Source organism: Rhizobium sp. G21 (assembly GCF_014158035.1).
Lineage (GTDB): Bacteria > Pseudomonadota > Alphaproteobacteria > Rhizobiales > Rhizobiaceae > Rhizobium_E.
Genome location: NZ_JACFXW010000002.1, coordinates 507,134 through 530,358 on the forward strand (window position 1 = coordinate 507,134; position 23,225 = coordinate 530,358).

Annotated in this window: 23 protein-coding genes and 1 pseudogene; 1 reads left to right on the top strand and 23 read right to left on the bottom strand. The window is 63.0% G+C overall.

Going from position 1 to position 23,225, the window contains the following annotated elements:
* Positions 1 to 70: 70 nt before the first annotated feature.
* From H2O14_RS23630 to H2O14_RS29625, 9 genes and pseudogenes are all read right to left on the bottom strand, one after another.
* Positions 71 to 730, bottom strand: a complete 660-nt coding sequence (locus tag H2O14_RS23630) for a PfkB family carbohydrate kinase (RefSeq protein ID WP_281410058.1) — start codon at positions 728 to 730, stop codon at positions 71 to 73.
* A complete protein-coding gene (locus H2O14_RS28630; RefSeq protein WP_281410047.1) occupies positions 730 to 1,020 on the bottom strand; it encodes a PfkB family carbohydrate kinase in 291 nt (96 codons plus the stop codon). Before H2O14_RS28630 ends, H2O14_RS23630 begins: the two co-directional genes overlap by 1 nt.
* Complete coding sequence (locus tag H2O14_RS23635) at positions 1,013 to 2,032, bottom strand: ADP-ribosylglycohydrolase family protein (RefSeq protein ID WP_182829806.1); 1,020 nt, start codon at positions 2,030 to 2,032, stop codon at positions 1,013 to 1,015. The genes H2O14_RS28630 and H2O14_RS23635 overlap by 8 nt, the downstream gene beginning before the upstream one ends.
* 3 nt (positions 2,033 to 2,035) lie before the next feature.
* Entirely contained in the window at positions 2,036 to 2,752 is a 717-nt protein-coding gene (locus H2O14_RS23640; RefSeq protein ID WP_182829807.1) for a GntR family transcriptional regulator, read from the bottom strand.
* A gap of 202 nt (positions 2,753 to 2,954) precedes the next feature.
* Positions 2,955 to 3,704, bottom strand: a complete 750-nt coding sequence (locus H2O14_RS23645; RefSeq protein ID WP_312858706.1) for an aspartate/glutamate racemase family protein — start codon at positions 3,702 to 3,704, stop codon at positions 2,955 to 2,957.
* On the bottom strand, positions 3,701 to 4,519 hold the full coding sequence (locus H2O14_RS23650; protein WP_182829808.1) for an ABC transporter permease: 819 nt from the start codon (positions 4,517 to 4,519) through the stop codon (positions 3,701 to 3,703). Before H2O14_RS23650 ends, H2O14_RS23645 begins: the two co-directional genes overlap by 4 nt.
* Positions 4,520 to 4,522: 3 nt before the next feature.
* Positions 4,523 to 5,428, bottom strand: coding sequence for an ABC transporter permease (locus H2O14_RS23655; RefSeq protein ID WP_182829809.1), 906 nt, complete (start codon positions 5,426 to 5,428; stop codon positions 4,523 to 4,525).
* A gap of 239 nt (positions 5,429 to 5,667) precedes the next feature.
* Positions 5,668 to 6,963: a PotD/PotF family extracellular solute-binding protein gene (locus H2O14_RS26885; protein WP_210275609.1), complete on the bottom strand. Its 1,296-nt coding sequence runs from the start codon at positions 6,961 to 6,963 to the stop codon at positions 5,668 to 5,670.
* Positions 6,964 to 6,991: 28 nt separating this feature from the next.
* A pseudogene (locus H2O14_RS29625) lies at positions 6,992 to 8,079 on the bottom strand (ABC transporter ATP-binding protein).
* Positions 8,080 to 8,340: 261 nt separating this feature from the next.
* Between H2O14_RS29625 and H2O14_RS23665 the strand changes: the two are divergent.
* Entirely contained in the window at positions 8,341 to 9,051 is a 711-nt protein-coding gene (locus tag H2O14_RS23665; RefSeq protein WP_182829811.1) for a GntR family transcriptional regulator, read from the top strand.
* 22 nt (positions 9,052 to 9,073) lie between these two features.
* Here the strand turns inward: H2O14_RS23665 and H2O14_RS28045 are convergent, their stop codons facing one another.
* The 14 genes from H2O14_RS28045 to H2O14_RS23730 form a co-directional block, all read right to left on the bottom strand.
* Positions 9,074 to 10,333, bottom strand: a complete 1,260-nt coding sequence (locus tag H2O14_RS28045; RefSeq protein ID WP_312858707.1) for a 3-hydroxyacyl-CoA dehydrogenase family protein — start codon at positions 10,331 to 10,333, stop codon at positions 9,074 to 9,076.
* Positions 10,330 to 11,052 (bottom strand): enoyl-CoA hydratase/isomerase family protein, encoded by a 723-nt coding sequence (locus tag H2O14_RS28050; protein ID WP_246697741.1) that lies wholly within the window; start codon positions 11,050 to 11,052, stop codon positions 10,330 to 10,332. Before H2O14_RS28050 ends, H2O14_RS28045 begins: the two co-directional genes overlap by 4 nt.
* A gap of 2 nt (positions 11,053 to 11,054) precedes the next feature.
* Positions 11,055 to 11,453, bottom strand: coding sequence for a RidA family protein (locus H2O14_RS23675; protein ID WP_182829812.1), 399 nt, complete (start codon positions 11,451 to 11,453; stop codon positions 11,055 to 11,057).
* Positions 11,431 to 11,859 carry a thioesterase family protein gene (locus H2O14_RS23680; protein ID WP_182829813.1) on the bottom strand — a complete coding sequence of 143 codons (429 nt, stop codon included), beginning with the start codon at positions 11,857 to 11,859 and terminating at the stop codon, positions 11,431 to 11,433. The genes H2O14_RS23675 and H2O14_RS23680 overlap by 23 nt, the downstream gene beginning before the upstream one ends.
* Positions 11,860 to 11,863: 4 nt before the next feature.
* Positions 11,864 to 13,033: an acyl-CoA dehydrogenase family protein gene (locus H2O14_RS23685; RefSeq protein ID WP_182829814.1), complete on the bottom strand. Its 1,170-nt coding sequence runs from the start codon at positions 13,031 to 13,033 to the stop codon at positions 11,864 to 11,866.
* On the bottom strand, positions 13,033 to 13,884 hold the full coding sequence (locus H2O14_RS23690) for an enoyl-CoA hydratase family protein (RefSeq protein ID WP_182829815.1): 852 nt from the start codon (positions 13,882 to 13,884) through the stop codon (positions 13,033 to 13,035). The genes H2O14_RS23685 and H2O14_RS23690 overlap by 1 nt, the downstream gene beginning before the upstream one ends.
* Positions 13,881 to 14,666, bottom strand: coding sequence for an SDR family NAD(P)-dependent oxidoreductase (locus tag H2O14_RS23695; RefSeq protein ID WP_182829816.1), 786 nt, complete (start codon positions 14,664 to 14,666; stop codon positions 13,881 to 13,883). The genes H2O14_RS23690 and H2O14_RS23695 overlap by 4 nt, the downstream gene beginning before the upstream one ends.
* Before the next feature lie 3 nt (positions 14,667 to 14,669).
* Entirely contained in the window at positions 14,670 to 16,994 is a 2,325-nt protein-coding gene (locus H2O14_RS23700) for a bifunctional salicylyl-CoA 5-hydroxylase/oxidoreductase (protein ID WP_182829817.1), read from the bottom strand.
* Between the two features lie 203 nt (positions 16,995 to 17,197).
* Entirely contained in the window at positions 17,198 to 17,794 is a 597-nt protein-coding gene (locus H2O14_RS23705) for a VOC family protein (protein WP_182829818.1), read from the bottom strand.
* 113 nt (positions 17,795 to 17,907) lie between these two features.
* The gene (locus H2O14_RS23710; protein ID WP_182829819.1) at positions 17,908 to 18,741 is read right to left on the bottom strand and encodes an ATP-binding cassette domain-containing protein; all 834 of its coding nucleotides are present in this window, start codon (positions 18,739 to 18,741) and stop codon (positions 17,908 to 17,910) included.
* Positions 18,738 to 19,601, bottom strand: a complete 864-nt coding sequence (locus H2O14_RS23715) for an ABC transporter ATP-binding protein (RefSeq protein WP_182829820.1) — start codon at positions 19,599 to 19,601, stop codon at positions 18,738 to 18,740. The genes H2O14_RS23710 and H2O14_RS23715 overlap by 4 nt, the downstream gene beginning before the upstream one ends.
* Positions 19,598 to 20,446, bottom strand: a complete 849-nt coding sequence (locus H2O14_RS23720) for an ABC transporter permease (protein ID WP_182829821.1) — start codon at positions 20,444 to 20,446, stop codon at positions 19,598 to 19,600. The genes H2O14_RS23715 and H2O14_RS23720 overlap by 4 nt, the downstream gene beginning before the upstream one ends.
* Positions 20,439 to 21,452, bottom strand: a complete 1,014-nt coding sequence (locus H2O14_RS23725; RefSeq protein WP_182829822.1) for an ABC transporter permease — start codon at positions 21,450 to 21,452, stop codon at positions 20,439 to 20,441. The genes H2O14_RS23720 and H2O14_RS23725 overlap by 8 nt, the downstream gene beginning before the upstream one ends.
* A 110-nt stretch (positions 21,453 to 21,562) precedes the next feature.
* Positions 21,563 to 23,098, bottom strand: coding sequence for an ABC transporter substrate-binding protein (locus H2O14_RS23730; protein WP_182829823.1), 1,536 nt, complete (start codon positions 23,096 to 23,098; stop codon positions 21,563 to 21,565).
* Positions 23,099 to 23,225: the final 127 nt, after the last annotated feature.

The following is a 23,225-nucleotide window of genomic DNA, read 5'->3' on the forward strand; positions in this document are numbered from 1 at the left end:
CGCCCGCCAGTTTGGCGAATAGTTTCATGGCATTCTCCTCTCAGTCGCAACGCGCGTCGTTCCCGGTTTTTCATCGATCCAGCTTCCCCGCGCGGCTCAGGAATAGATCAACGTCCTCGCGGCGGGGCGCTGTGGCCCCGCCGTGTTTGAGTGTGGAAAGGGCGGCGGCGGCATTGGCGTATTCCACCGCCCTTTCCGGAGCATCGCCGCGGGAGAGTGCGGCGACGAATGCGCCGAGGTGGCAATCGCCGGCGCCGGTCGTGTCGACGGCGGTTACCTCGAAAGCAGGAATTGTCTGGGGTTCGGCGCCGCGCAGCGCGAGGATCGCGCCGGATGCGCCGAGGCGCAGCACCACGCCCCTGGCGCGGGGACAGAGCCTGTCCAAGAGTGTGCGCGCAAGATCGCCTGGCTCAAGATCGTCGCCGATCATCGCCGATGCTTCGTCGCGATTGCAGCTCAGCCAATCGGCGCGCGACAGCGCCACATCCAGCCGCTCACGCGGAATATCCGCGACGATGCCGGTGGGATCGAAGACGAAATTCAGCGCCGGATCGACCTCGGACAGAAACCGTGTCTGCTCCCCGCCGGATTGCGGGTAGAGAAGCGTATATCCCGAAGTGAACAGACAATCTGTCGGCCGCAGTTCAAGCGCAAGCAGGTCGTCGGCGGACAGGCGGCTCTCGGCGCCGGGATAGGAGACGAAGGTGCGCTCGGCGTCATCCGTCACCATCACGATGCAGACGCCTGTGTCTTCCCCTGATAGAGCGGCGCCAGCACGTCGATGTCTTCGTCGCGAAAGGCTTTGTGCACAATGGCTCCAGCCGGGCCATCGCCGACCCGGCCGGCGAAGGCGGTGGCGAGACCGCTCCGCTTGGCCGCCGCCATCATGTTGAAGCCGCCGCCGGGCATGGAGAAGTAAGACGAGGCGATCAGGTCTTCGCCCGGCCGAGGCAGTCGATCCAAGCGATAGATGAAATCGATGACGGCGCTGCCGAAATGAACAAGCCGGGGCTCAGCCATCGCCGCCTCCGGCCATCCGCAGGGTCACCAGCGCCTCGACCAGTGTTTCGACCTCGTTGATGTCAATGCCGCGCAGTTTCGCGATCTTGTCCGCCGGCAGATCGGTCATGCCCGAGCAGGCGCCGGCCATGGAGCAGGCGATCGCGCCGATTGTATCGGTGTCGCCGCCGAGATTGGCTGCGATCACGGCCGCCTTCCAGCAATCGCCATCGGCGAGTGCGAGCGCTGCGAAAGCGGCAGGCACGGATTCCTGCGAGGCGACGCTCGAGCCGAGTATTGCAAAAAGCCGCGTCACGTCTTCTCTCGATTGCGCTTTCCCTGCGAGATCCAGCGCCAGTTCGATGCGGGCCGCGAGCTGGCCGCCGGCGATCCAGACGCCCTGATCGGCACCGGCTCTCGCGGCGTCCGCCGCCTTCGCCACTGCGTCGCGCCAACCCCTGCCGTCGAGGCCTGAGCTGATCACCATGGCGACGGCGGAGGCTGCTGAAATGGCGATCGAGGTGTTGTGCGTGGCCCGGCAGGTTTCAGCCACCCGTGCGATCAGGCCGGAGGAGGGCGACGACAAGATCCCGACGGGTGCGATGCGCATGGCCGCGCCGTTGGTGTCGCCGTAACGGCCGGCCTGTTCGGGCGTCATGCCATTGCGGATCGCCTCGATGGCGCGCTTGGTCGAGGGTCCCAGAAGATCATAGCCGCCGCGCCGGCGGATATCGTCTTCCCAGGCGACCAGCGCCTCGATCCAGGCGTGATGATCGAAACCGGCGGGCGAGGCCAGCAGCACTTTGGCCAGCAGCAAAGTCTGTTCGGTGTCGTCGGTGATGGCGCCGGCTTCGAGACCTTTGGAGACGGGATGATCGGCGTCAGGCGCGACGAAATCCTCGACATGGCCGTAGCGCGCTGCAATCTGTTCCGCTGACAGCAGTTGCGTCGGCATGCCCATCGCATCGCCGAGCGCGCCGCCGATCAGCGCCGCGCGGGCGCGATCCATCATCTCTGTCTTCGAAAGCGGCATGCGTCAGAACTCCAGATGCAAGGCGAAATAGGCGGGATGCAGCAGACTGACGACATATTCGATCGGCCTGCCGTCTTCGTCGCGGCTGAGCCGGCGCGTTCTCAGAAAGGCCGAGCCGGGCGAATTCTTCAGCAACTTGCCATCCTCTGCCGAGAGCATTTCGATATCAGCCCATTCCTCGCCTTTGGCGGGAACCAGTCCGGCCTCACGCATGGTTTCCCGGAGCGAGCCGGCGGTCAGACCGCGGATCGGCAGCGATTCCAGTTCTGGCAGAAGCGGCAGCCGACTGCGCTCCAGTGAAATCGGCGTCTCGCCCACGGTCAGGCATCGCAGACGGTCGATAGCGATGAACAGATCGCGCTCTGCGCCGATCTCGGCCGCCAGCGCCTTGTCTTCGAGCACCTCGATGCGCAGCACGCGAGTGGTGGTTTCCGCGCCGACATCGGCGAGCGCGCGCGACCAGCCGGCGGCGTCGTTGATCGTCTTGCCTTCGAAAGTGACGAAGGAGCCGATACCGACCTTGGTGGTGATCAGGCCACGGTTGTTCAATTCCTCCAGGCCCTTGCGCAGCGTGTTGCGGCTCACGGAAAAGCGCTGCACCAGCTGGTTTTCGCTCTGCAAACGTTCGCCAAAGCCCAGTTTTCCAGACAGGATCTCCTGTTCCAGCACATTGGCGATCTGCGTCGGTTTGGCCGCGCCCGGTGATAAAGCTCTCTTCATCAGAATCTGCTGTCTACCTGTTCTGTGAACCTGTTCACACCTGTATAAAATGAGGTCGCGAGATGTTTGTCAATCGCGATTACGCTCGACGCGCAAAAAGCGTTCGAGAAATGACGACTGGATTGGGGAGGGGAGAGTCTACGGACAGCCGCCATCCGGATCGCCGTTTCGGCATTCCGGTTTCAGCGAGCGGTGAGTGCGCTTAAAGCGACGCAATCCGGGATGGCGAGAAATCTTCCAGCAGGCCGGCATAGGGTTTGTGGACGGGCGTGGCGTAAGCGCCGCGCTTGGCCGTCTTGAGGCCCAGGGCGACCAGAGCTTCCGCCTGCTTCACGGCGGCGGCGACGCCATCGATGATGGGGACGCCGAATTCATGTCTGAGTTGCTCGACGAGATCCGCCATGCCGGCGCAGCCGAGCACGATGGCCTCGGCCTTGTCGTCGCGGAGCGCGGTGGCAATTTCATTGCGCAACCGGTCGCGGGCGTTGGATTGCGGATCTTCCAGAGACAGGACCGGGATATCGGCGGCGCGAACCTTGCAGCGGCCGGCCATGCCGTAGCGATGAACGAGCCCCTCCAGCGGCAGCCGCGACCGCTCCATGGTGGTGACGATGGTGAAACGCTGGGCGATGAAGGCGGTTGACGCGAGCGCCGCCTCGCAGATGCCGATGACGGGGATGCTGGCAAGCGCCCGGGCGGCGTCCAGGCCCGTATCATCGAAACAGGCGATGATGGCGGCGTCGGCCCCGGCTTTCTCGCCTTTGGCGAGTTCCAGAAGCAGGCCGGGCACGGCGAAGGCTTCGTCGTAATAACCTTCGATGGAGACTGGTCCCATCGACGAGGTGACGGCGACGATCTCGGTGTCTTTATTCTTCACCCGGCTTGCCGCGTCCGCCGCTGTGGCGGTCATCGTCTTCGTCGTGTTGGGATTGATCAGAAGTATTCGGGTCACGCGCGCATCCGTCTGCGATTGATCAGCATGATCGATCCGATCGTTACGGAGATCACCAGGAAGGAGAAGAAGGTCGTCACGGCGCCGAGCGCATAGAGCACGGGCGTCGTGACATTGGTGGTCATGCCGTAGATTTCGAGCGGCAGCGTGTTGTAGGTGCCCGAGGTCATCAGCGTGCGGGCGAATTCGTCATAGGACAGCGAGAAGCCGAACAGGCCGACGCCGACAAGGCTCGGGGCGATCATCGGCAGCACGACATGATAGAAAGTCTGCCAGGAACTGGCGCCGAGATCGCGCGCGGCTTCTTCATAAGCCGGCGAGAAGCGATTGAACACCGCGAACATGATCAGCACGCCGAAGGGCAGCGTCCAGGTGAGATGCGCTCCGAAGCCCGAGGAATACCAGGCAGGTTGCAGGCCGAGCTGTGAGAACAGCACACCGATGCCGAGCGAGATGATGATCGAGGGCACGACGAGGCTCGCGACCGAGAGATAGAAAAGTGGCGTAGCACCAATGAACTTGCGGCGGAAGGCGAGGCCGGCCAGCAGCGACACCAGCACCGTGACGACCATCACCATCAGGCCGAGGAACAGCGACCGCCGGAACGAGCCGCCGAAATCGCCGACCGCCTGTTTCTCGAACAGATTGACGAACCAGTGCACCGACACGCCGTTGAGCGGGAATGTCAGGCCGCCATTCGGTCCCTGAAAAGCGAGGATGAGGATGGCGGACATCGGCCCATAGAGAAACAGCACGAAGAGCGCGAAGAAGATCGCGAGGATATAGAATTCGCGGGAGCGTTTTTCTCGATGCATGGCTCAAAGCTCCTTGCGGATATCGACGACGCGGAGAATGGCGGCCACCATCAGCAGCACCAGGATCAGCAGGACCACGGCGTTGGCGGCGGCGGCGGGATATTGCAGAAGCGACATCTGGTTCTTCATCATCAGCGCCACCGAGGCGCTCTGTCCGCCCGACATCACCTGCACGGTCGAAAAGTCGGCCATCACCAGCGTGACGACGAAAATCGTGCCGATCGCCATGCCCGGCTTGGCGAGCGGCAAGATGACATTGGTGAGGATCTGCCAGCTAGAAGCGCCGGTGTCGCGGGCGGCCTCCACCAGCGATTTGTCGATGCGGGTCAGCGTGTTGAAGATCGGCGTGACCATGAACAGCGTGTAGAGATGCACCATGGCCAGCACCACGGCGAAATCGGAATAGAGCAGCCATTCGATGGGCTGCGGCACGATGCCCGCGCCGACCAGCGCCTGGTTGATCAACCCGTTGCGGCCCAGCACGGGGATCCATGAGATCATGCGGATGATGTTCGAGGTCAGGAACGGCACCGTGCACACCAGAAACAGAACCGTCTGCATGGCGCTCGACCGGATGTGGAAAGCCAGGAAATAGGCGACCCAGAAGCCGATGAACAGCGTGATGACCCAGACGAACGCCGCGAATTTCAGCGTGTTGAGATAGGTCTTCCACGTCACCCAGGAGCCGAGCGTTTCAGCATAGTTGAAGGTGACGAAATCGGGATACATCTGGGCGAAGTCGTAATCCCAGAAGCTGACCACCGCGATCAGCAGGATGGGCGCGAGCAGGAACGCGGCCAGGATCAAGGTCAGGGGAGCCGCCTGAAGATAGGGCGGCAGCCATGCGGGCAGGCGGAACGCGCGCTCGGAAGGCTTGTCGCTCACGCCGATCAATCTGACTGTGGTCATTCACCGTCTCCTTCGGGAAGTCCCCTCTGGCCTGCCGGCCATCTCCCCACAAAGGGGAGACAGCAGGCGGCGACGCATTGCCCTCCCTCGGAGGGTGATTTCCGCAGCTGGCTCTGCGAAGATCATGACTTAGCTTACGATCCCTCCAGCTTTAGCTGCTACTTGAGAGCCAAGCGGCGCTGTAGGTTTCCCTCCCCTTGTGGGGAGGGTGGCCGGCAGGCCGGGAGGGGAAGCTTGGTTTAAGCCGCGATGAACTCGTTCCAGCGGCGAACCATGTAGCGGTCCTCGTCCATGACCGAGTTCCAGCAGGCGACCTTGCCCATGCGCTCTTCGAAGGAGCCGCCGTCGCGTACTGCGCCGGCCTTTTCCATGACTTTGCCTTCCGGCGACATGATCTCGCCCTTGGCCGGCTTGCCTTCGATCCAGTAGCCCCACTCGTCTTCGGACATGAAGCCCTTGGCGGTGTCCATGCAGGCCGAATAATAGCCCTGGCGGTTGAGATAGCCGCCAACCCAGCCGGACGTGTACCAGTTGATATATTCATAGGCCGCATCGAGCTGCGCGCCTTCGAGATGCGCGGCGAGGCCGAGACCGCCGCCCCAGGAGCGGTAACCTTCCTTGAGCGGCTGGTATTTGCAGGCGATGCCCTTGGAGCGGACGGCGGCGACGGCCGGCGACCACATGGACTGGATGACGACTTCGCCCGAGGCCATCAGGTTGACCGATTCGTCGAAGCTCTTCCAGAAGGCGCGGAACTGGCCGGCCTGCTTGGCCTTGATCAGGAAGTCGATGGTGGTGTCGATCTCCGCCTTGGTCATGTTGCCCTTGTCGGCATATTTGATCACGCCCATCGCTTCGCAGATCATGGCGGCGTCCATGATGCCGATCGACGGAATGTTGAGGATCGAGGTCTTGCCCTTGAAGGCGGGGTCCATGATGTCGGCCCAGGTGGTGATCTCGCGGCCGACCAAGTCAGGGCGGATGCCCAGCGTGTCGGCGTTGTAAATCGTCGGCATCATGGTGAAGAATTCGGTTTCGCCCTTGGCGAAGGTCTTGGCGTCCTTGGCTTCGACATAGCCGACGGTGTGCGGCGCGGTGCCCTGGGCGATCACGCTGTCGGGCAGAAGCTTGCCGGTTTTGAACAGCGGCACGACCTTGTCGTAATATTTCAGCTTCTTGGTTTCCATCGGCTGGATCACGCCGGTCGGATAGACCTTCTTGAGGATCCAGTATTCGATGTCGGCGATGTCGTAGGAATTCGGCTGCGTCACGGCGCGCTGGGCGGCGGCGTCGGAATCGGTCGCCGTCATCTCGAGCGTGATCCCGAGGTCCTTCTTGCACTGCTCGGCGATGGCGTTGATGTTGGAGACGCCGGTGCCGAACTGGCGGAGTGTGATCGGGTTCTGCGCCCAGATCATCGGAAAGCCGGTGATGACGCCCGCGCCGGCGGCCGCGCCGACGGCGGCGGCGCCGGTCTTGAGCAGGGATCGTCTGGTGACGCCGGTCTTGGCGGGAGTGGTCGATTCAGTGGTCATGCGCAGTCTCCTCTGAGGTTTGTTGTCGTTATTTTTCCACTTTGCCGAGGACGATGACGTCCCCGGATTCCACATCAGCGGCAGGGCGTCTCCGACGGAAATCGTCCGGCTGAAAAAAACGTCGTCGCTGAGGATGGCGGTAAAATCCTCCACGCCGGCGCCCGACATCGACAGTTTGACCGTCGAGCCGCGATATTCGATGTTGGTCACAACGCCGTTGAAGCCATAGCCGGGCAGCGCGGTCTCGCCGATCATCACCCGGTCGGTGCGGATGGCGATGTCGGCGGTCTCGCCGATCTCGGGGCCGTGACCGGATGCCGCGAATTGGCCGCCGCCGGCGACGTCGAGCGTGAGGCTCTCTTCGGAGAGCGAACTCACGCGGCCAGTGACGACGTTATGGTCACCCATGAAGCGGGCTACGAAGGCGGTGGCCGGACGCTCGAACACGGTGCGCGGCGGCGCCGCCTGCTCGATGCGGCCGTCATTCATCACCACGACGATGTCGGCCAGCGCCATCGCCTCTTCCTGGCTGTGGGTCACATGCACGAAGGTGATGCCGAGCGAGGTCTGCAGCTTCTTGAGTTCGGCGCGCATGCGGATCTTGAGAAACGGATCGAGCGCAGACAGCGGCTCATCGAGCAGCAGGACTTCGGGATCGGTGATGAGGGCGCGCGCGAGCGCCACGCGCTGTTGCTGGCCGCCGGACAATTGCGCCGGCCGCCGGGTCGCATAGGGCTCGAGTTGCATCAACTCGAGCATGTCCATGGCCTTGGCGCGGCGCGCATCCTTGTCGACGCCCTTCATCTTCAGGCTGAAAGCGACATTGTCGACGAGATCGAGATGCGGGAAGAGCGCGTAGGATTGGAACATCATCGCCGTGCCGCGCTTGGCGGGCGGCAGTTCGGTGATCAGCGTGTCGCCCAGCAGGATGTCGCCGCTGGAAATCGTTTCGTGCCCGGCGATCATGCGAAGGGTCGAGGTCTTGCCGCATCCTGATGGCCCGAGCAGGCAGCAATAGGATCCGGCGGGGATCTTCAGGCTGATCGCATGCACGGCGGTCGTCTGTCCGTAAATTTTCGAGACGGCGGCGATGTCGATGTCTGCGGCTTTGCTCATGCGGCGCTCCTTTTCGCGTCGCAACAATCCATGCATGCAGCGTGCCAGTTCGAAAACGGCTAGGAGCCGGGCTCAAAAGGGCAGATTGTGATGGTCTTCGCCGTTGTTTTCATCATTGCGGAAAATACGTTGCGCATTAATTGTGCGATTGTCGGCAATCTATTGGTATTGTTGTATGCAATATCGCATGCGCCTGTGGGCGAATGAAGGTTTCCCGAAAGCTCATTCCGAGATACAACGAATCTGCACGGAAGAAGCGACATGAATCTCATCGATAAAAACCTTATGCTCGACCAGAACCAGGAAGATCGCGCCCAGTCGATCCGCGACAGCCTGCGCGATGCGATCATCGACCGCCGCCTCGGGCCGGGCTCGAAGCTGGCGGAAGCCGAGGTCGGGGCGCTGTTCGATGTCAGTCGCACCGTGGTGCGCTCGGCTTTGCAAATGCTGGCTTACGAAGGGCTGGTGCGGATCGAGCGCAATCGTGGCGCTTTCGTCTCCAATCCGACGCCGGAGGAAGCTCGCCAGGTGTTCGACACCCGCCGGCTCATCGAGCCGGGCATCGTGCGCGCGGCAACCGTGCGGATTTCAAAAGCCGATATCGAGGATCTCCGCGATCACCTGACGCTCGAAGAGCGGTTCATGAATGAACGCGGGCCTGCGGCGCGGCGGGCGGAAATCAAGGCGTCAGGCGATTTCCATCTCAAGATCGCCCGGCATTCCGGCAACGCCATTCTCGAAAAATTCATGGACGAACTGGTCGCCCGTTCGTCGCTGGTGATCGCGCTTTACGGGCGCACCGGCGTGTCCCGCTGCGGCCATAGTGAACATCGCGATCTGCTGGACGCCATGGAGCGTTGCGATGCGGACCGCGCCTGCGATCTGATGCTGCATCACATCGATCATATCGAAGCGGATCTCGATCTGCGCGAGGTCGCGGCGATGACGCTGAAGGATGCGCTGGCGACCTGAGATCGCTTTCGGCACAGCTGCATCAGCTGCGCGCCAGATACATCGGGCCGCCTTTATGGGCAGGAAATCCATAGCCGTTGATGAGCACCAGATCGATGTCGCTTGCCCGGAGCGCCACCCCGGCGTCCAGCAGCCGCTGGCCTTCGTCCGCCATGGCTTTCAACAGCCGACCAAGGATGTCGTCTTGTGAAAAGACCTGTGGAACGATGTTCTTCGAGGCGCGAAGTTCGGAGATGAGCGCCGTTACATCGGCATCCACCACGCGTTTGCCGTCGACATATTTGTACCAGCCCAACCCGTTCTTCTGGCCAAAGCGTCCGGCTTCGCAGAGCCTGTCGGCGATTTCGACATAGCGCTCGTTGGGATCACGCGTCGCCGCCTGCCGCTTGCGCCGCGCCCAGGCGATTTCAAGGCCGGCGAGATCGGATATGGCGAAAGGTCCCATCGCCATTCCGAAAGCTTCGATGGCGCTGTCGACGTCCTGCGGCTCTGCCCCGTCTTCCACCAGATATTCGGCTTCGCGGCGATAGGCCGAGAAGATCCGGTTGCCGATGAAGCCTTCGGTCACGCCGGAATAGATAGGCAGTTTCCGCATCGCCTTGGCGACGGCGAAGCCGGTGGCGACGATCTCGGGGGCTGATTTTGCGCACTGCACCACCTCAACCAGCCGCATGATATGCGCTGGCGAAAAGAAGTGCAGACCCAGCATGCGCTCCGGCCGCTTTGTAGCCGCGGCGATGACGTCGGGATCGAGATAAGAGGTGTTGGTGGCGAGGATGGCGTCGTCGCGCACCACTTCATCGAGCCGCCGGAAGAGATCGATTTTGACGTCGAGATCGTCGAAGACAGCCTCGATCACCAGATCGGCGTCGGCGAGGGCGGCAAGCTCGCTGGCGACGGTGAGGCGGGAAACCCGCTCCGCATGCGTCGCCGCATCGGTGCGGCCGCTTGCCAACGCCTTATCGAGAAGGCCGGTGATCCGAAGCCGGCCCTTGTCGGCGGCGTCGTCGGTCTGTTCGACCACGGTAACGCGAAAGCCTGCATCAAGCGCGGCAACGGCAATGCCTGATCCCATCAGCCCGGCGCCGACCACGCCCAATATCTCGATTTTGCGCGGAACCACGCCTGCGAGTCCGGGAATCTTGCCGGCTTCCCGTTCGGCGAAGAAGACGTGCCGCAGGGCTGCGGATTGCGGCGATTGTTTGAGCTTCAGGAAGGCGGCGCGCTCGTGGGCGAGGCCGTCCACAAGCGGAGTCCGACCTGCGCTCTCGATCAGCGTCACCGCTTCTCCCGGGGCGATCTGGCCCTTCGCCTTGGACAGGGCTTTGCGCTTTGCAACTGCGATTTCGTCCTCGGAATAGGGGGAACAGCGAGCTCCCCGGTCTTGCGGAAACGATCTCCAGCTGCCTCCGACGCCAGTTCAATCGCGCGGGCGACAGGATCGGCGGCGATCTCGTCGATGACGCCGAGCGACAGCGCCTCTTCCGCCTTGACGCTTCGGCCGGAGCCGATCAGGTCGATGGCGACCGCTGTTCCCGTCAATCGCGGCAGGCGCTGGGTGCCGCCCGCGCCGGGGATGAGGCCGAGCTTGACTTCGGGGAAGGCGACAGAGGCGGTGGGCGCGGCGATGCGATAGTGGCAGGCGAGTGCAATCTCCAGCCCGCCGCCGAGCGCTGCCCCGTTCAATGCAGCAATGACCGGCTTCGATGAATTTTCGAGCAACCGGCAGATGTCGGGCAGAATGGGCGCTATCGGCGGCTTGTCGAATTCGGTGATGTCGGCGCCGCCCACGAAGATGCGTCCGGCGCCTGTCAAAACGACAGCCTTGATTTCAGGGTCATTTTGAGCGTCGGCAATGGCCGCGGCAAGTCCCTGGCGCATCGCAAGCGAAGCGGCGTTGACGGGCGGATTGTCGATGGTTGCCACCAGCACGCCGTCCTGCGCCGCGCCGCTGACGCAGTTCGAATAGACCCTCATCGGGTTTGCCGCCGCGCTCGTCATGATCAGGCGTCCGGAATAACGGCGGTCGCCTGGATCTCGATCTTGGCGCGATCTTCGACCAATGCCACGACCTGCATGGCGGCCATGGCCGGGTAATGCCGGCCGATCGTGTCGCGATAGGCCTGGCCGATGCCCTTGAGATTGCTGAGATATTCCTGCTTGTCGGTGAAGTACCAGGTCATCGAGGTGATATGCTTGGGTTCGGCGCCGGCTTCGGCCAGCACGGCCACGACATTTTCCAGCGTCTGGCGCACCTGACCGACGAAATCGTCGGTTTCGAACTGGTTCTGTCCGTTCCAGCCGATCTGTCCGCCAATGAAGATCATGCGTCCGCGCGCCTCGACGCCGTTGGCGTAGCCGATGGGCTTGGCCCAGCCTTCAGGTTGCAGGATCGTGTGCATGGTCGGTCTCCAGATGATGGGTCAGCGCGGCGCGGAGGTTGTCCGGCCACGGGCAGGAAGAATGGGTGTCGAGGGACGTGGCGACCAGCCGGTGGCTGGCCGTGAACAGGACGTCGCCGCGTGTTGAAACCGTGTGGTCGAGATCGAGCGAGGTGCGGCCGATGGCGACGACTTTGATGGCGAAGTCCAGCAGGTCGCCGTGAAAGCCCGGCCGCTTGAAGGTCAGGTTGAGGCTCACAGTCGGCGTGCCCATCCTCAGATCTTCGATCATCGGCCGACGCGGCGCGCCGAGCGAGGCGAAGAACTCTTCGATGGCGCCGTCCAGCAGGCGCAGATAAGACGGGTAATAGGCGATGCCGCTGGGGTCGCAGTCGCCGAAACGCAGCGGCGTTGTGCAATGGAACATCGCTTCAGCCCGCCTTCATCAATTCGCGCGCCACGATCAGCTTCTGCACTTCAGTCGCGCCTTCATAGATCCGGAGCGCGCGGATTTCCCGGTAGAGGCTTTCGACGATCTCGCCTGTGCGGACGCCCCGGCCGCCGAACAGCTGCACGGCGCGGTCGATTACGCTTTGCGCGGTCTCGGTTGCCGTCATCTTGGCCATGGCCGCCTCCTTGGTGGTCGGCAGCTTCTGCACATCACGGCGCCAGGCGGCGCGATAGGTCAGCAGCGCGGCGGCATCGATGCCGGTCGCCATGTCGCCGAGCGCAGCCTGGGTCAGTTGCAGATCACTGAGTGTCGCGCCGAACATCTTGCGGCTCTTGGCATGCGCCAGCGCCTCATCCAGCGCCCGGCGCGCAAAACCGATCGCGGCGGCCGCAACCGATGCGCGGAAAATGTCGAGCGTGCGCATGGCGATCTTGAAGCCTTCACCCGGAGCGCCGAGCCGGCGCGAGGCCGGAATGCGGCAGCCGTCGAAGCGGATGGTGGCGAGCGGATGCGGCGCGATCACGTCGATACGCTCGATAATCGAAAAGCCGGGATCATCGGCGAAGACCACGAAAGCCGAGATGCCACGCGTTCCCGGCGCTTCGCCGGTGCGGGCGAAGACGGTGTAGACATCGGCGATTCCGCCATTGGAAATCCAGGTCTTTTCGCCGTCGAGCACATAGCTGTCGCCATCCTCGCGCCCGGCGCAGGCCATGGCGGCGACATCTGAGCCGGCTTCCTTTTCCGACAGCGCGAAAGCGGAGATCCATTCACCGGAGGTGACCTTCGGCAGCACGGCGGCCTTCAGCTCGTCGGAGCCGGAAAGGCCGATTGCTCCGGTGCCCAGGCCCTGCATGGCGAAGGCGAAATCGGCCAGTCCGTCATGCCAGGCCAGCGTTTCGCGCGCGAGGCATACCGAGCGAGAGTCGATGGCGGCGTTTCCGGCATCGCCGGTGGCGAGGCCGAGAAGTCCTGCTTCCCCCAAGCGTTTGACGAGATTACGGCAGGCGTTATCGGTGTCGTGGTGATCGACTGAAGCGAGCGCGCCGCTTGCGGCGAATGCATCCAGCCGTTCAGCGACGGCGCGATGTTGTGGACCGAAAAATGGCCAGTCGAGATGGTCGCGGGTGGGGCCTGTAAGCGTCGACATCAGTTGCCCTCGAAGACAGGCTTGCGTTTGGCGGCGAAGGCTTCAAAGGCGCGGCGGAAATCGCCAGTGGCCATGCAGATCGCCTGCGCCTGGGCCTCGGATTCGATCATTTCATCGATGCCCATCGCCCATTCCTGGTTCAGCATGGTCTTGGTGACGCCATGGGCGAACCAGGGGCCATCCGCGATCGAGCGGGCGAGATCTGCTGCTGCTTGATCCAGATCTTCGGCGGCATGCAGCCGATTGAAGAAGCCCCAGCGTTCGCCTTCCTCGGCGCTCATGAAGCGGCCGGTGTAGAGCAGTTCTGCGGCGCGTCCCTGCCCGATGATGCGCGGAAGGATGCCGCAGGCGCCCATATCAGCGCCGGCGAGACCAACCCGTGTGAAGAGAAATGCGGTCTTGGCTTCAGGCGTCGCAAGCCGGAGGTCCGACGCCATGGCGAGGATGGCGCCCGCGCCGGCGCAGATGCCGTCGATGGCGGCGACGATCTGCTGCGGGCACTTCTTCATCGCCTTGACGAGATCGCCGGTCATGCGGGTGAAGGCCAGAAGGTCCGGCATCTTCATTCGGGTCAGCGGCTCGATGATTTCGAACACGTCGCCGCCGGAGGAGAAATTGCCACCTGCGCCCTTGAGAACGATCGTCCGGACATCGGAGGCGTAGGCGAGATCGCGGAAGAGATCACGCAGTTCCGCATAGCTTTCGAAGGTCAGAGGGTTCTTCTTGTCCGGCCGGTTCAGCGTCAGCGTCGCCACCCGCCCGTCGCCTTCGACGGACCAGAGGAAATGTTTGGGTTTATAGTCACGGAAGGGGCGGAGATGGCCGCTCATGCTCGCAATATCGTCGCTCATCCGGTCATGACCTCCCCACCGGCGATGGCGATCGCCTGGCCTGTGATTGCATCCGCGCCCGGCGACGCGAGCCATAGAACCGCGTCCGCCACTTCTTCCGGCTTGACCAGCCGTCCCTGCGGATTGGATTTGGTGAATTCGGCCAGCGCCTGTTCTTCCGTCCTGCCGGTCTTGGCGACGATCTCGGCGATCGAGCGGGCGATGATCGGCGTATCGGTAAATCCGGGGCAGACGGCGTTGACAGTCACGCCCTTCTTGGCGAGCTCCAGCGCCAGAGATCGCGTCAGGCCCACCACGCCGTGTTTCGCCGCGCAATAGGCCGAGACATAGGCGTAACCGGTGAGCCCCGCCGTCGAGGCGACATTGACGATGCGGGCGCCCTTGCCGAACGCCTTGAGATCGGCGAGCGCAGCCTGCGTGACATTGAAGACGCCGGTGAGATCGACAGACAGCACATGCGTCCACATGTCGAGCGAGGTCTTCTCGAACGGCGCGCTCGGCGCCTCGCCGGCATTGTTGACGAGAATGCTCATCGGCCCGAAGGCGGCGCGGGCCGTCTCAAGACCCGCAGCGATCGCCGCCGTATCGGTCACGTCGAAGCCGGGCAGGACGAGGCAAGCGCCCTCGGGCAGTTCGCGCGCCAAGGCCTTGAGCGGCTCCCGGCGACGGCCAGCCAACGTCACCTTCGCGCCGGCTTGCACGAGACTGCGGGCGATGGCCGCGCCGATGCCGCTGCCGGCGCCGGTGACCAAAGCGTGACGTCCTTGAAGCGGAGGCGACATCGCTTACTTCGCTCCGCCGGCGGTCTGCTGGGCGCGGACGAGATTGGACTCGTATTGCGCCTTGCTGGAGTAATACTGCTTTGGCCAAGAGATGGATGTTAGGCCGATCTTGGCGGCTTCATGCAGCGCCCAGGCGGGATCTGCGAGATGCGGGCGAGCGACCGCGCAGAGATCGGCGCGACCGGCGGCGATGATCGAATTGGCGTGGTCGGCTTCCGAAATCGCGCCCACGGCGATGGTGGGGATGCCGACTTCGTTGCGGATCTTGTCGGAGAAGGGTGTCTGGAACAGGCGGCCGTAAACGGGCTTTTCTTCCTTCCACACCTGACCCGACGAGCAGTCGATCATATCGGCGCCGGCCTCCTTGAACATCGCGGCAAAGATCGCGGCGTCCTCGGGCGTGTTGCCGCCGTCGAACCAGTCATGGCAGGAGAGACGCACGGAGATCGGCTTGTCCTCCGGCCAGACTTCGCGGATGGCCTTGAAGACTTCCAGCGGATAGCGGGCGCGGGCGGCGTGATCGCCGCCATACTCGTCCTCGCGGCGATTGGTGAGCGGCGAGAGGAAGCTCGACAGGAGATAGCCATGCGCGCAGTGAAGTTCGAGCCAGTCGGTGCCGGTGGTCACGGCCAATTCGGCGGCGCGGACATGGTCCTGCAGCACCCGGTCGAGATCGGCGCGATCCATCGCTTTCGGCGTCTGGCTATGCTTGAGATAGGGGATGGCGGAGGCGGACAGTAGCGGCCATGAACCCTCTTCGAGCGGCTGGTCGATGCCGTCCCAGGCGAGTTTGGTCGCGCCTTTGCGGCCGGCATGGCCGAGCTGGATGCCGACCTTGGCGGGTGTGTTGAAATGCACGAATTCCACCAGCCGTTTCCAGCCTTCCGCCTGCTCCTCTTTCCAGAGGCCGAGGCAGCCGGGGGTGATGCGGCCATCCGGCGACACGCAGGTCATTTCGCCGAAGACGAGGCCTGCGCCGCCCATGGCGCGCGAGCCGAGATGAACGAGATGGAAATCGTTGATCAGACCGTCCTTGGCGGAATACATCGCCATCGGCGACATCACCACGCGGTTGGGCAGCGTCACGTTCCGCATCGTGAAGGGTGTGAACATCGGCGGCAGGCAACGGTCGTTGGCCGCGGCCGGGAGGCCCGCCTTGCGGGCGAACCAACGTTCATAGCCTTCGAGCCAATTCTTGTCGCGGAGACGCAGGTTCTCATGGCTGATGCGCTGCGAGCGCGTCAGCATCGAATACATGAACTGTTCCGGCTCCAGCGTATCGGCGTAGCGGCGGCCGACGACTTCGAACCATTCCATGGCGTTGCGCGCCGCATTCTGGATGCGGGCGACATCGACGCGGCGGATTTCTTCATAGCTCGCCAAAACGGCGGGGATCCTGGACTTGTCGTGACCGGCCTTGTTGAACTGGTTGGTGAGTTCGATGGCGTCGTCGATGGCGAGCTTGGTGCCCGAGCCGATGGCGAAATGCGCGGTGTGGGCGGCGTCGCCCATCAGCACGACATGCGAATTGCCGTTGAAATGGCTCCACTTGCCGCAAATCAGGCGATTGAAGTTCAGCCAGGCCGAGCCGCGCATATGGCGGGCATTGGTCATCAGCTTGGCGCCTTCGAGCACCTCGGAGAACAGGTTTTCGCAGAAGTCTATCGAGCCCTGCTGGTCGAGCGCGCCGAGCCCATGCTTCTCATAGGCTTCCTCGGTCGTCTCGACGATGAAGGTCGAGGTCTGGTCGTCGAACTTGTAGATATGCGCCTGGAACCAGCCATGATCCGTTTTGCGGAAGTCGAAGGTGAAGGCGTCGTAGAGCTTGTTGGTGCCGAGCCAGATATAGCGGTTCGGCCGCGTGACGAGATCCGGCTGGAAAACCTCGGGATAGTGATTGCGGACCTTGGAATTGAAGCCGTCGGAGGCGATGATTAGATCGGCGTCCGGAAAATCGAGATCGCTGTCGACTTCGGTCTCGAACTTCAACTCGACGCCGAGCGCTTCGCACCGGCGTTGCAGGATGTTGAGCAGCTTCTTGCGGCCGATGCCGACGAAGCCGTGGCCGGTGGTGCGCTGGCGCGTGCCCTTGAACAGGACTTCGATGTCATCCCAGTGATTGAAGGCGTCCTGGATTTCGGCGGCGCTCTCCGGATCCCAGACCTTCATCGCCTGCATGGTGGCGTCGGAGAAAACGACGCCCCAGCCGAAAGTGTCGTAAGGGCGATTGCGTTCGACGACGGTGATGGAATGCGTCGGGTCGAACTTCTTCATCAGCAGGCTGAAATAGAGCCCGGCGGGGCCGCCGCCAATACATACGAGCCGCATATCGGTTCCCTCTTCTCGATCGAGATCAATCGCACTGATATTTTAAGATTAAAATAAGTTGGTCGGATGCTCCTGTCAATGCGGCCACAGCGTCCTGTCCAGATATTTTAACATTAAACTATCTAGGCGGTTCGAACTGAAAAGCCGCTCGCGATCATCCGCGAGCGGAAAGCGCATGGGCGCGGAAAAACAGCGCGCCGAGATTATTCGGCTGGTTTCTTGGGGTCCCAGAGCTTGGTTTCCACGGTCTTTTCATAAGCCATGCCGTTGGGATAGCTGATCGCCTCGAACTGCAGGCCCCAAGGCGCCTGGAAGTAGAGGATGGTCTGGCCGGCCGCGGGTCCTTCCGAGATCGGGATCGGGCCGAGGCGGCGTGTCGCCACACCCTTGGAGTCGAGATAGGTTTTCACAGCGGCGACGTCATCGACATAGAAGGCGATGTGGAAGGCGCCGATATCGCTGTTCTTCTGCTTGATTTCCTTCTGGTCGGGCGCGGCGTATTCGAACAGTTCGATATTCGAGCCGAAGCCGCAGCGCATCAGGGTGATCTGCTTGATCACCGCCTTCGGATCGACGCCGAGCGCGTCCTCCATGAACTTGCCCTTGTCGTCGCCGATAGGGCCGAACGACATGGCCTTCTTGCAGCCGATGACGTCAGAGAAGAAGCCCACGGCCTGTTCGAGATTGGGCACGGTCACGCCGGTATGGTCATGGCCGCGCATGCCGGGGATCATATCGGCCTGCGCCGCCGTTGCCCCGAGCAAGGATAGTATCGTTGCGCTGAAAATGCTGATCTTCATGTTCATTCCCCTCTGATCGCGGGCATGGCTTCGCCCTTCGCCGGAGCCCGCGTCTCCGGCGTGACGTAACTTGGCATGCGTGTATGCGACGGCCGCCGGGCGCGGCCGGGTGGTCAGGCGTCTTCGACCAGGCTCTCGCGCAGGAGCCAGTCGGGATCGATTTCCGGCAGCGGAATGGCGTCGAGAAGGGCGCGGGTATAGGCCGTGCGCGGCGCGGAGAAGACCTGCTCGCAAGGACCTTCTTCGACCACCTTGCCGAAGCGCATCACATAGACCCGGTCGCAGACTGCGCGGATCACCGACAGGTCATGGCTGATGAAGGCCATGGCGAGCCCGAGATCGCGCGACAGGTCTTTCAGGAGATTGAGGACTTGCGCCTGGGTGGAGACGTCGAGGCCGGAGACGATCTCATCGGCCAGCACGAAATCCGGGCGCAGCAGGGCTGCGCGGGCGATGCCGATGCGCTGGCGCTGGCCGCCCGACAATTCATGCGGGCTGCGCTCCAGCACGATCTTGGGCAGCGTGACGCGGTCGAGGATATCGAGGACCAGGCTCTCCGCCTGTCTGCCGTCTCGCGCCAGCCCATGAAGCAGCAACGGTTCGACGAGAATGCGACGGATCGAATGGCGCGGATTGAGGGAGGCCATCGGGTCCTGGAAGATCATCTGCATGCGCCGGCGGAGCGGCCGCATCTGCTGGTCCGGCAGATGGGTGATGTCCGCGCCGTCGAAGCGGATCTCGCCAGCGGAGACATCCACGAGCCGAAGGAGGGCGCGCCCCAATGTGGTTTTGCCGGAGCCGGATTCGCCGACGATGCCGACGGTCTCGCCGCGTCCCACGGTGACGTCGACGCCGTGCAGCACCCTATGGCCCGGGTTACGCAACAGGCCGCGACCTGCTCCATAGGTGACTTCGATTCCTCGGGCGACTAGCAGATTTTCGGTCATCGGCTGATCCCGATCTCGGCGCGGAGTTGCTCGAACACGCTTTGCGGCACGGGCTCCAGCCCGGCGTCGGGCCGGTCGTAGCGGGGACCTGCGGCAATCAGCGCCTGGGTGTAGATGTGGCGGGGAGCCGTGAGCACATCGGCGGGCGATCCTTGCTCGATGACTTTTCCGGCGTAAAGCAACGTGACGCTGTCGCAGATCTGGGCGACGACGCCGAGATCGTGGGTCACGAAGATCACGCCGGTGCCATGGGCCTGCTGCATCGACCGGATCAGGCGGAGGATCTGCTTCTGCACGGTCACATCGAGCGCCGTGGTCGGCTCGTCGGCGATCACCAGCTTGGGTTCGAGCGCGAAGGCGTCGGCGATGAGAACGCGCTGGCGCATGCCGCCTGAGAGTTCATGCGGATAGCTGCGCAGCACGCGCTCGGGGTCGCGGATATGCACTTCCTCCAGAAGTTTCGCTGCGCGGTCATGCGCCTCGCGGCTCGAAAGACCGCGCCGCATCCGGAGCCCATCGGTCAGCTGCGCCTCGATGCGCCGGCCGGGATTGAGGGCCGTTTGCGGGTCCTGCGGGATCAGCGAGATTTCGCTGCCCATGATCTTGCGGAGTTCCTGCGCCGGCAGCGTGAGGAGATCGCGGCCTTCGAAGCGGATGGCGCCGCCGGTGATCCTGACGGTGCGCGGCAGGATGCCGAGCAGCGCCTTGGCGATGGTGGATTTGCCGGCGCCGCTCTCGCCCACGAGGCCGCGCACTTCGCCGCGCGCGAGGGTGAGCGAGACGTCGCGGAGAATGGGCGCGCCGTTTTCGCGCTCGGATATGGCCGACAGGCCGGCGATGGAGAGAAGCGGATCGGTCATCGGCGCATCATCGGGTCGAGGGCGCGGCGCAGGCCGTCGCCGAGTTGATTGAAGGCGAGCACGGTGAGAAACAGCATCACGAGCGGGGCGAGCAGCACCCACCAGCCCTGATAGATGATGGTGCGACCCTGCGCGATCATCGCGCCCCAGGTCGGCGTATCCGACGACACCGACAGGCCGACGAAGGACAGGATCGCCTCGACGATCACCGCGATGCCCATTTCCAGGCTGATCAACGCGACGATCACAGGCGCGACATTGGGCAGGATCTCCTTGAGCAGAATATGCAGCTTGGAGAAGCCGATCGTGCGCGCCGCCGTGACATAATCGAGTTGCGCCTGCGCCAGCGTTTCGGCGCGGACGACGCGACAGAAGCGCGTCCAGTCGATGATGACGATGGCGGCGATGACAGAATGCACGCCCGAGCCGAGCACGGCGACCAGCAGGATCGACAGGAGCACCGGCGGAAACGCCATCCAGATATCGACCAGCCGCGAAATGACCAGATCCACCCAGCCGCGATACCAGCCGGCCAAGAGACCGAGCAGCGAGCCGAGTAGGGCGGCGAGTCCGGCGGCGACAAAGGCGACAAGCAAAGCGATGCGGGCGCCATGGATGACGCGGGAGAGTACATCCCGGCCGAGATCGTCGGTGCCGAGCCAATAGCCGGGCTCCGCGCCGTCCATGCCGGCCGGCGGCAGGGTTCCGAGCATCAGATCCTGTTCCAACGGGTCCTTCGGCGCGATCCAGGGCGCGAACAGCGCGAGCACGATCAAGAGGAGGATGAAGCCGCCACCGAAGAGGATCTTCGGCTCCTTGAAGAGGGCGCGGAGCGACTTAGCCATGAGCGAGCCTCGGATTGAAGGCCGCCACCAAGAGGTCGACGCAAAGATTGATGAGAATGAACAGCGCGCCGAAAGTCAAAACAAGTCCTTGTATCAGCGGCAGGTCGCGATTGATCACCGCGTCGATGGCCATGTTGCCGATGCCGGGATACGCGAAGATGCGTTCGACGATGACGGTGCCGCCGATGAGAAAGGTGAACTGTACGCCGGTCAGCGCGATCGTCGGGCCGACCGCGTTGCGCAGCGCCTCTTGCAGGATCAGTCGCAGCGTCGATTTGCCCTTGAGCCGGGCAAGCAGGATGTAGTCCTGCACCATGGCTTCCAGCAGCGCTTCCTTGAGCACCCGCGCGATGATCGCCGCAAGCGGAAGTCCGAGCGCCAGAACCGGCATGATCATATGCGCTGAGATATCGAGCAACGCCGGAAAGTTGAGCGTCAGCAGGCTTTCGAGCAGATAGAAATGGGTGACGAAATGGGTCTCGACGCTCGGATCCATGCGGCCCGATAGCGGGAAGACCGGATAAAAGACGCCGAAGATCAGGATCAGCGCCAGCGCCCAGATGAAATCCGGCACGGCTAGCACGGTGCCGTTGACGGTGTCGACGACCGGCTCGAGAAGGGTGCGGCGGACGAGCGCGCCGGTGATCGCTACCGCGCCGCCGAGGATGACGGCGAAGACGAGCGCGGCCGCGGCCAGCTCCAGCGTGGCCGGCAAGCGTTCGCCGAGCAAGTCCAGCACATTGCGGCGGAGCGAGATCGACGTTCCGAAATCGCCCGTTACAGTCGCCTTCAGCCAGATCATGAACTGGCTGAAGATGGAGCCGTCGAGACCGTAATTGGCGCGCAGTTGCGCGATCTGTTCGGGCGTTGCGCCGGGAGAAATCATCATGGCGATGGGATCGCCGGGAACGACGCGGAGAAGAACGAACACCACCACGGCGACGCCCAACAAGGTGACGGCGGCAAGGAGGACGCGGTTGAAAACCGACAGGACGAGCAGCGGCATGGAATATAGAGCCTCGGGCGCGACGGCTCGACGCGCGGCCGGCATACGACGCGCGAGAGCCAAACAGCGGTTAAAAGGTCCGGGCGAGAACCCGCCCGGACCTTTTCAAATCAGGCCTTGGACACCAGAACCGGCTGAAGCGCGCCCGAAACATTCGGCGTGACCTTCAGCGAGGATTTGTAGACCACCGGCTGGGCGTATTGCAGCAGCGGGATCACATAGCCCTGTTCGGCGATGTATTTGCTGACGGCCTTCCAGCCGGCGATGCGCTTGGCTTCGTCCTTTTCGCCCCAGAGCGGTCCGATCATGCCGTCGAGATCGTCGGTGTTCCAGACCGAATGCGGCGAGGGGCCAAACATGGCGAAGCCGGTCGAGGTGGTCGGATCGCCGATCGCATTGCCCCAGTTGTAGAAAGCGGCGGGGGCGAGTTGGTCGGCGGCGCGAAGCTCGTAATGCTTGGCGATTTCGTAGACTTCGATCTCGGCCTCGATGCCGACCTTGCGCCACATGCCGACGATGGCCTGAACCATCTCGTAATCCTTCGGCTTCAGGCCGCGGGTGCTTTGAATCTTGAACTTGACCGGCTTGTCGGTGGAATAGCCGGAATCCGCCAGCAGCTTCTTGGCGAGTTCAGGATCATAGGGAACTTTGATCGAGGCGTCGTAGGCCGAATATTCCGGCGCTTCGAGCGTATCGATCGGCACGCCGTAGCCGCGCAGCAGGCGCTTCACGATCGCAGCCTTGTCGATGGCGTGATGGGCGGCGAGACGGACGTTCTTGTCGTTCATCGCCTCGATATTGTTGAGGAAGATCATGCCGATGTCGGAGATCGGGGTCGCGACGCCGGCGAGGCCTTCCTTGTCCTTCAGACGATCGAAATCTTCATAGGGAATTTCCAGCGTGATGTCGGACGAGCCGGATTCGATTTCGGCGACGCGGCTGGTGCTGTCGGGCGTGAATTTGAAGATCACCGTCTCGAAAGCCGGCTTGCCGCCCCAATAGGTCGGGTTGGCCTTGAGACGCAGGAAGGCGTTGCCTTCGTAAGCGTCGACCATATAGGGGCCGGTGCCGACAGGCTTCTTCTCGAAACCTTCCGCGCCGACCTTTTCGTAATAAGCCTTCGGCAGGACATAGCCGGTCAGGAAAGCCATCCACATGAAGAAGGTGGGTTCGAAGCGCAGCACGTCGGCGGTGATCTTGTTGCCTTCGATCTTGTAATTGCCGGCGGTCGACCAAATGAACTGGATCGGGTTGCCGGTCTTCTCATTGGCGGCGCGTTCGAGCGACCAGACGATGTCCTCGGGCGTGAAGGGCGAGCCGTCATGCCAGGTGACGCCTTCGCGGACGTCCATCCAGAGCTTGGTCTTGTCGTCGTTCCAGCCCCAGGCGGTCAACAGGCCGGGCTGGAATTTCAGGTCCGGCGCCTGCCCGACATATTGGTCGAACACAGAGCGATAAATCGCCTGGATCGTCGGATTGACGGCGGAGGGGCCGACCGTCGGATCGAAGGACGGCAGGTTGACGTTGAAGGCGATGGTCAGCGTGCCGGCTTCGGCCGCCTGGACGGGCACTTTGCCGGCCAGAACGCTGGACAGGAATGCGGCTGCGCCCAGACCCAGTGTCTGGCGACGTGTCAGTTCAGTCATGATTGGCTCCGTTGTTCCCCAGTGTTCCGCCGGATCCAACCACCCGACGGCAGGCATTATTTGCTCGGAATGTTTTAATCTTAAAATTAATTTCGGACGCTTGGCAAGCGGATTTTTCGGCGGTCGC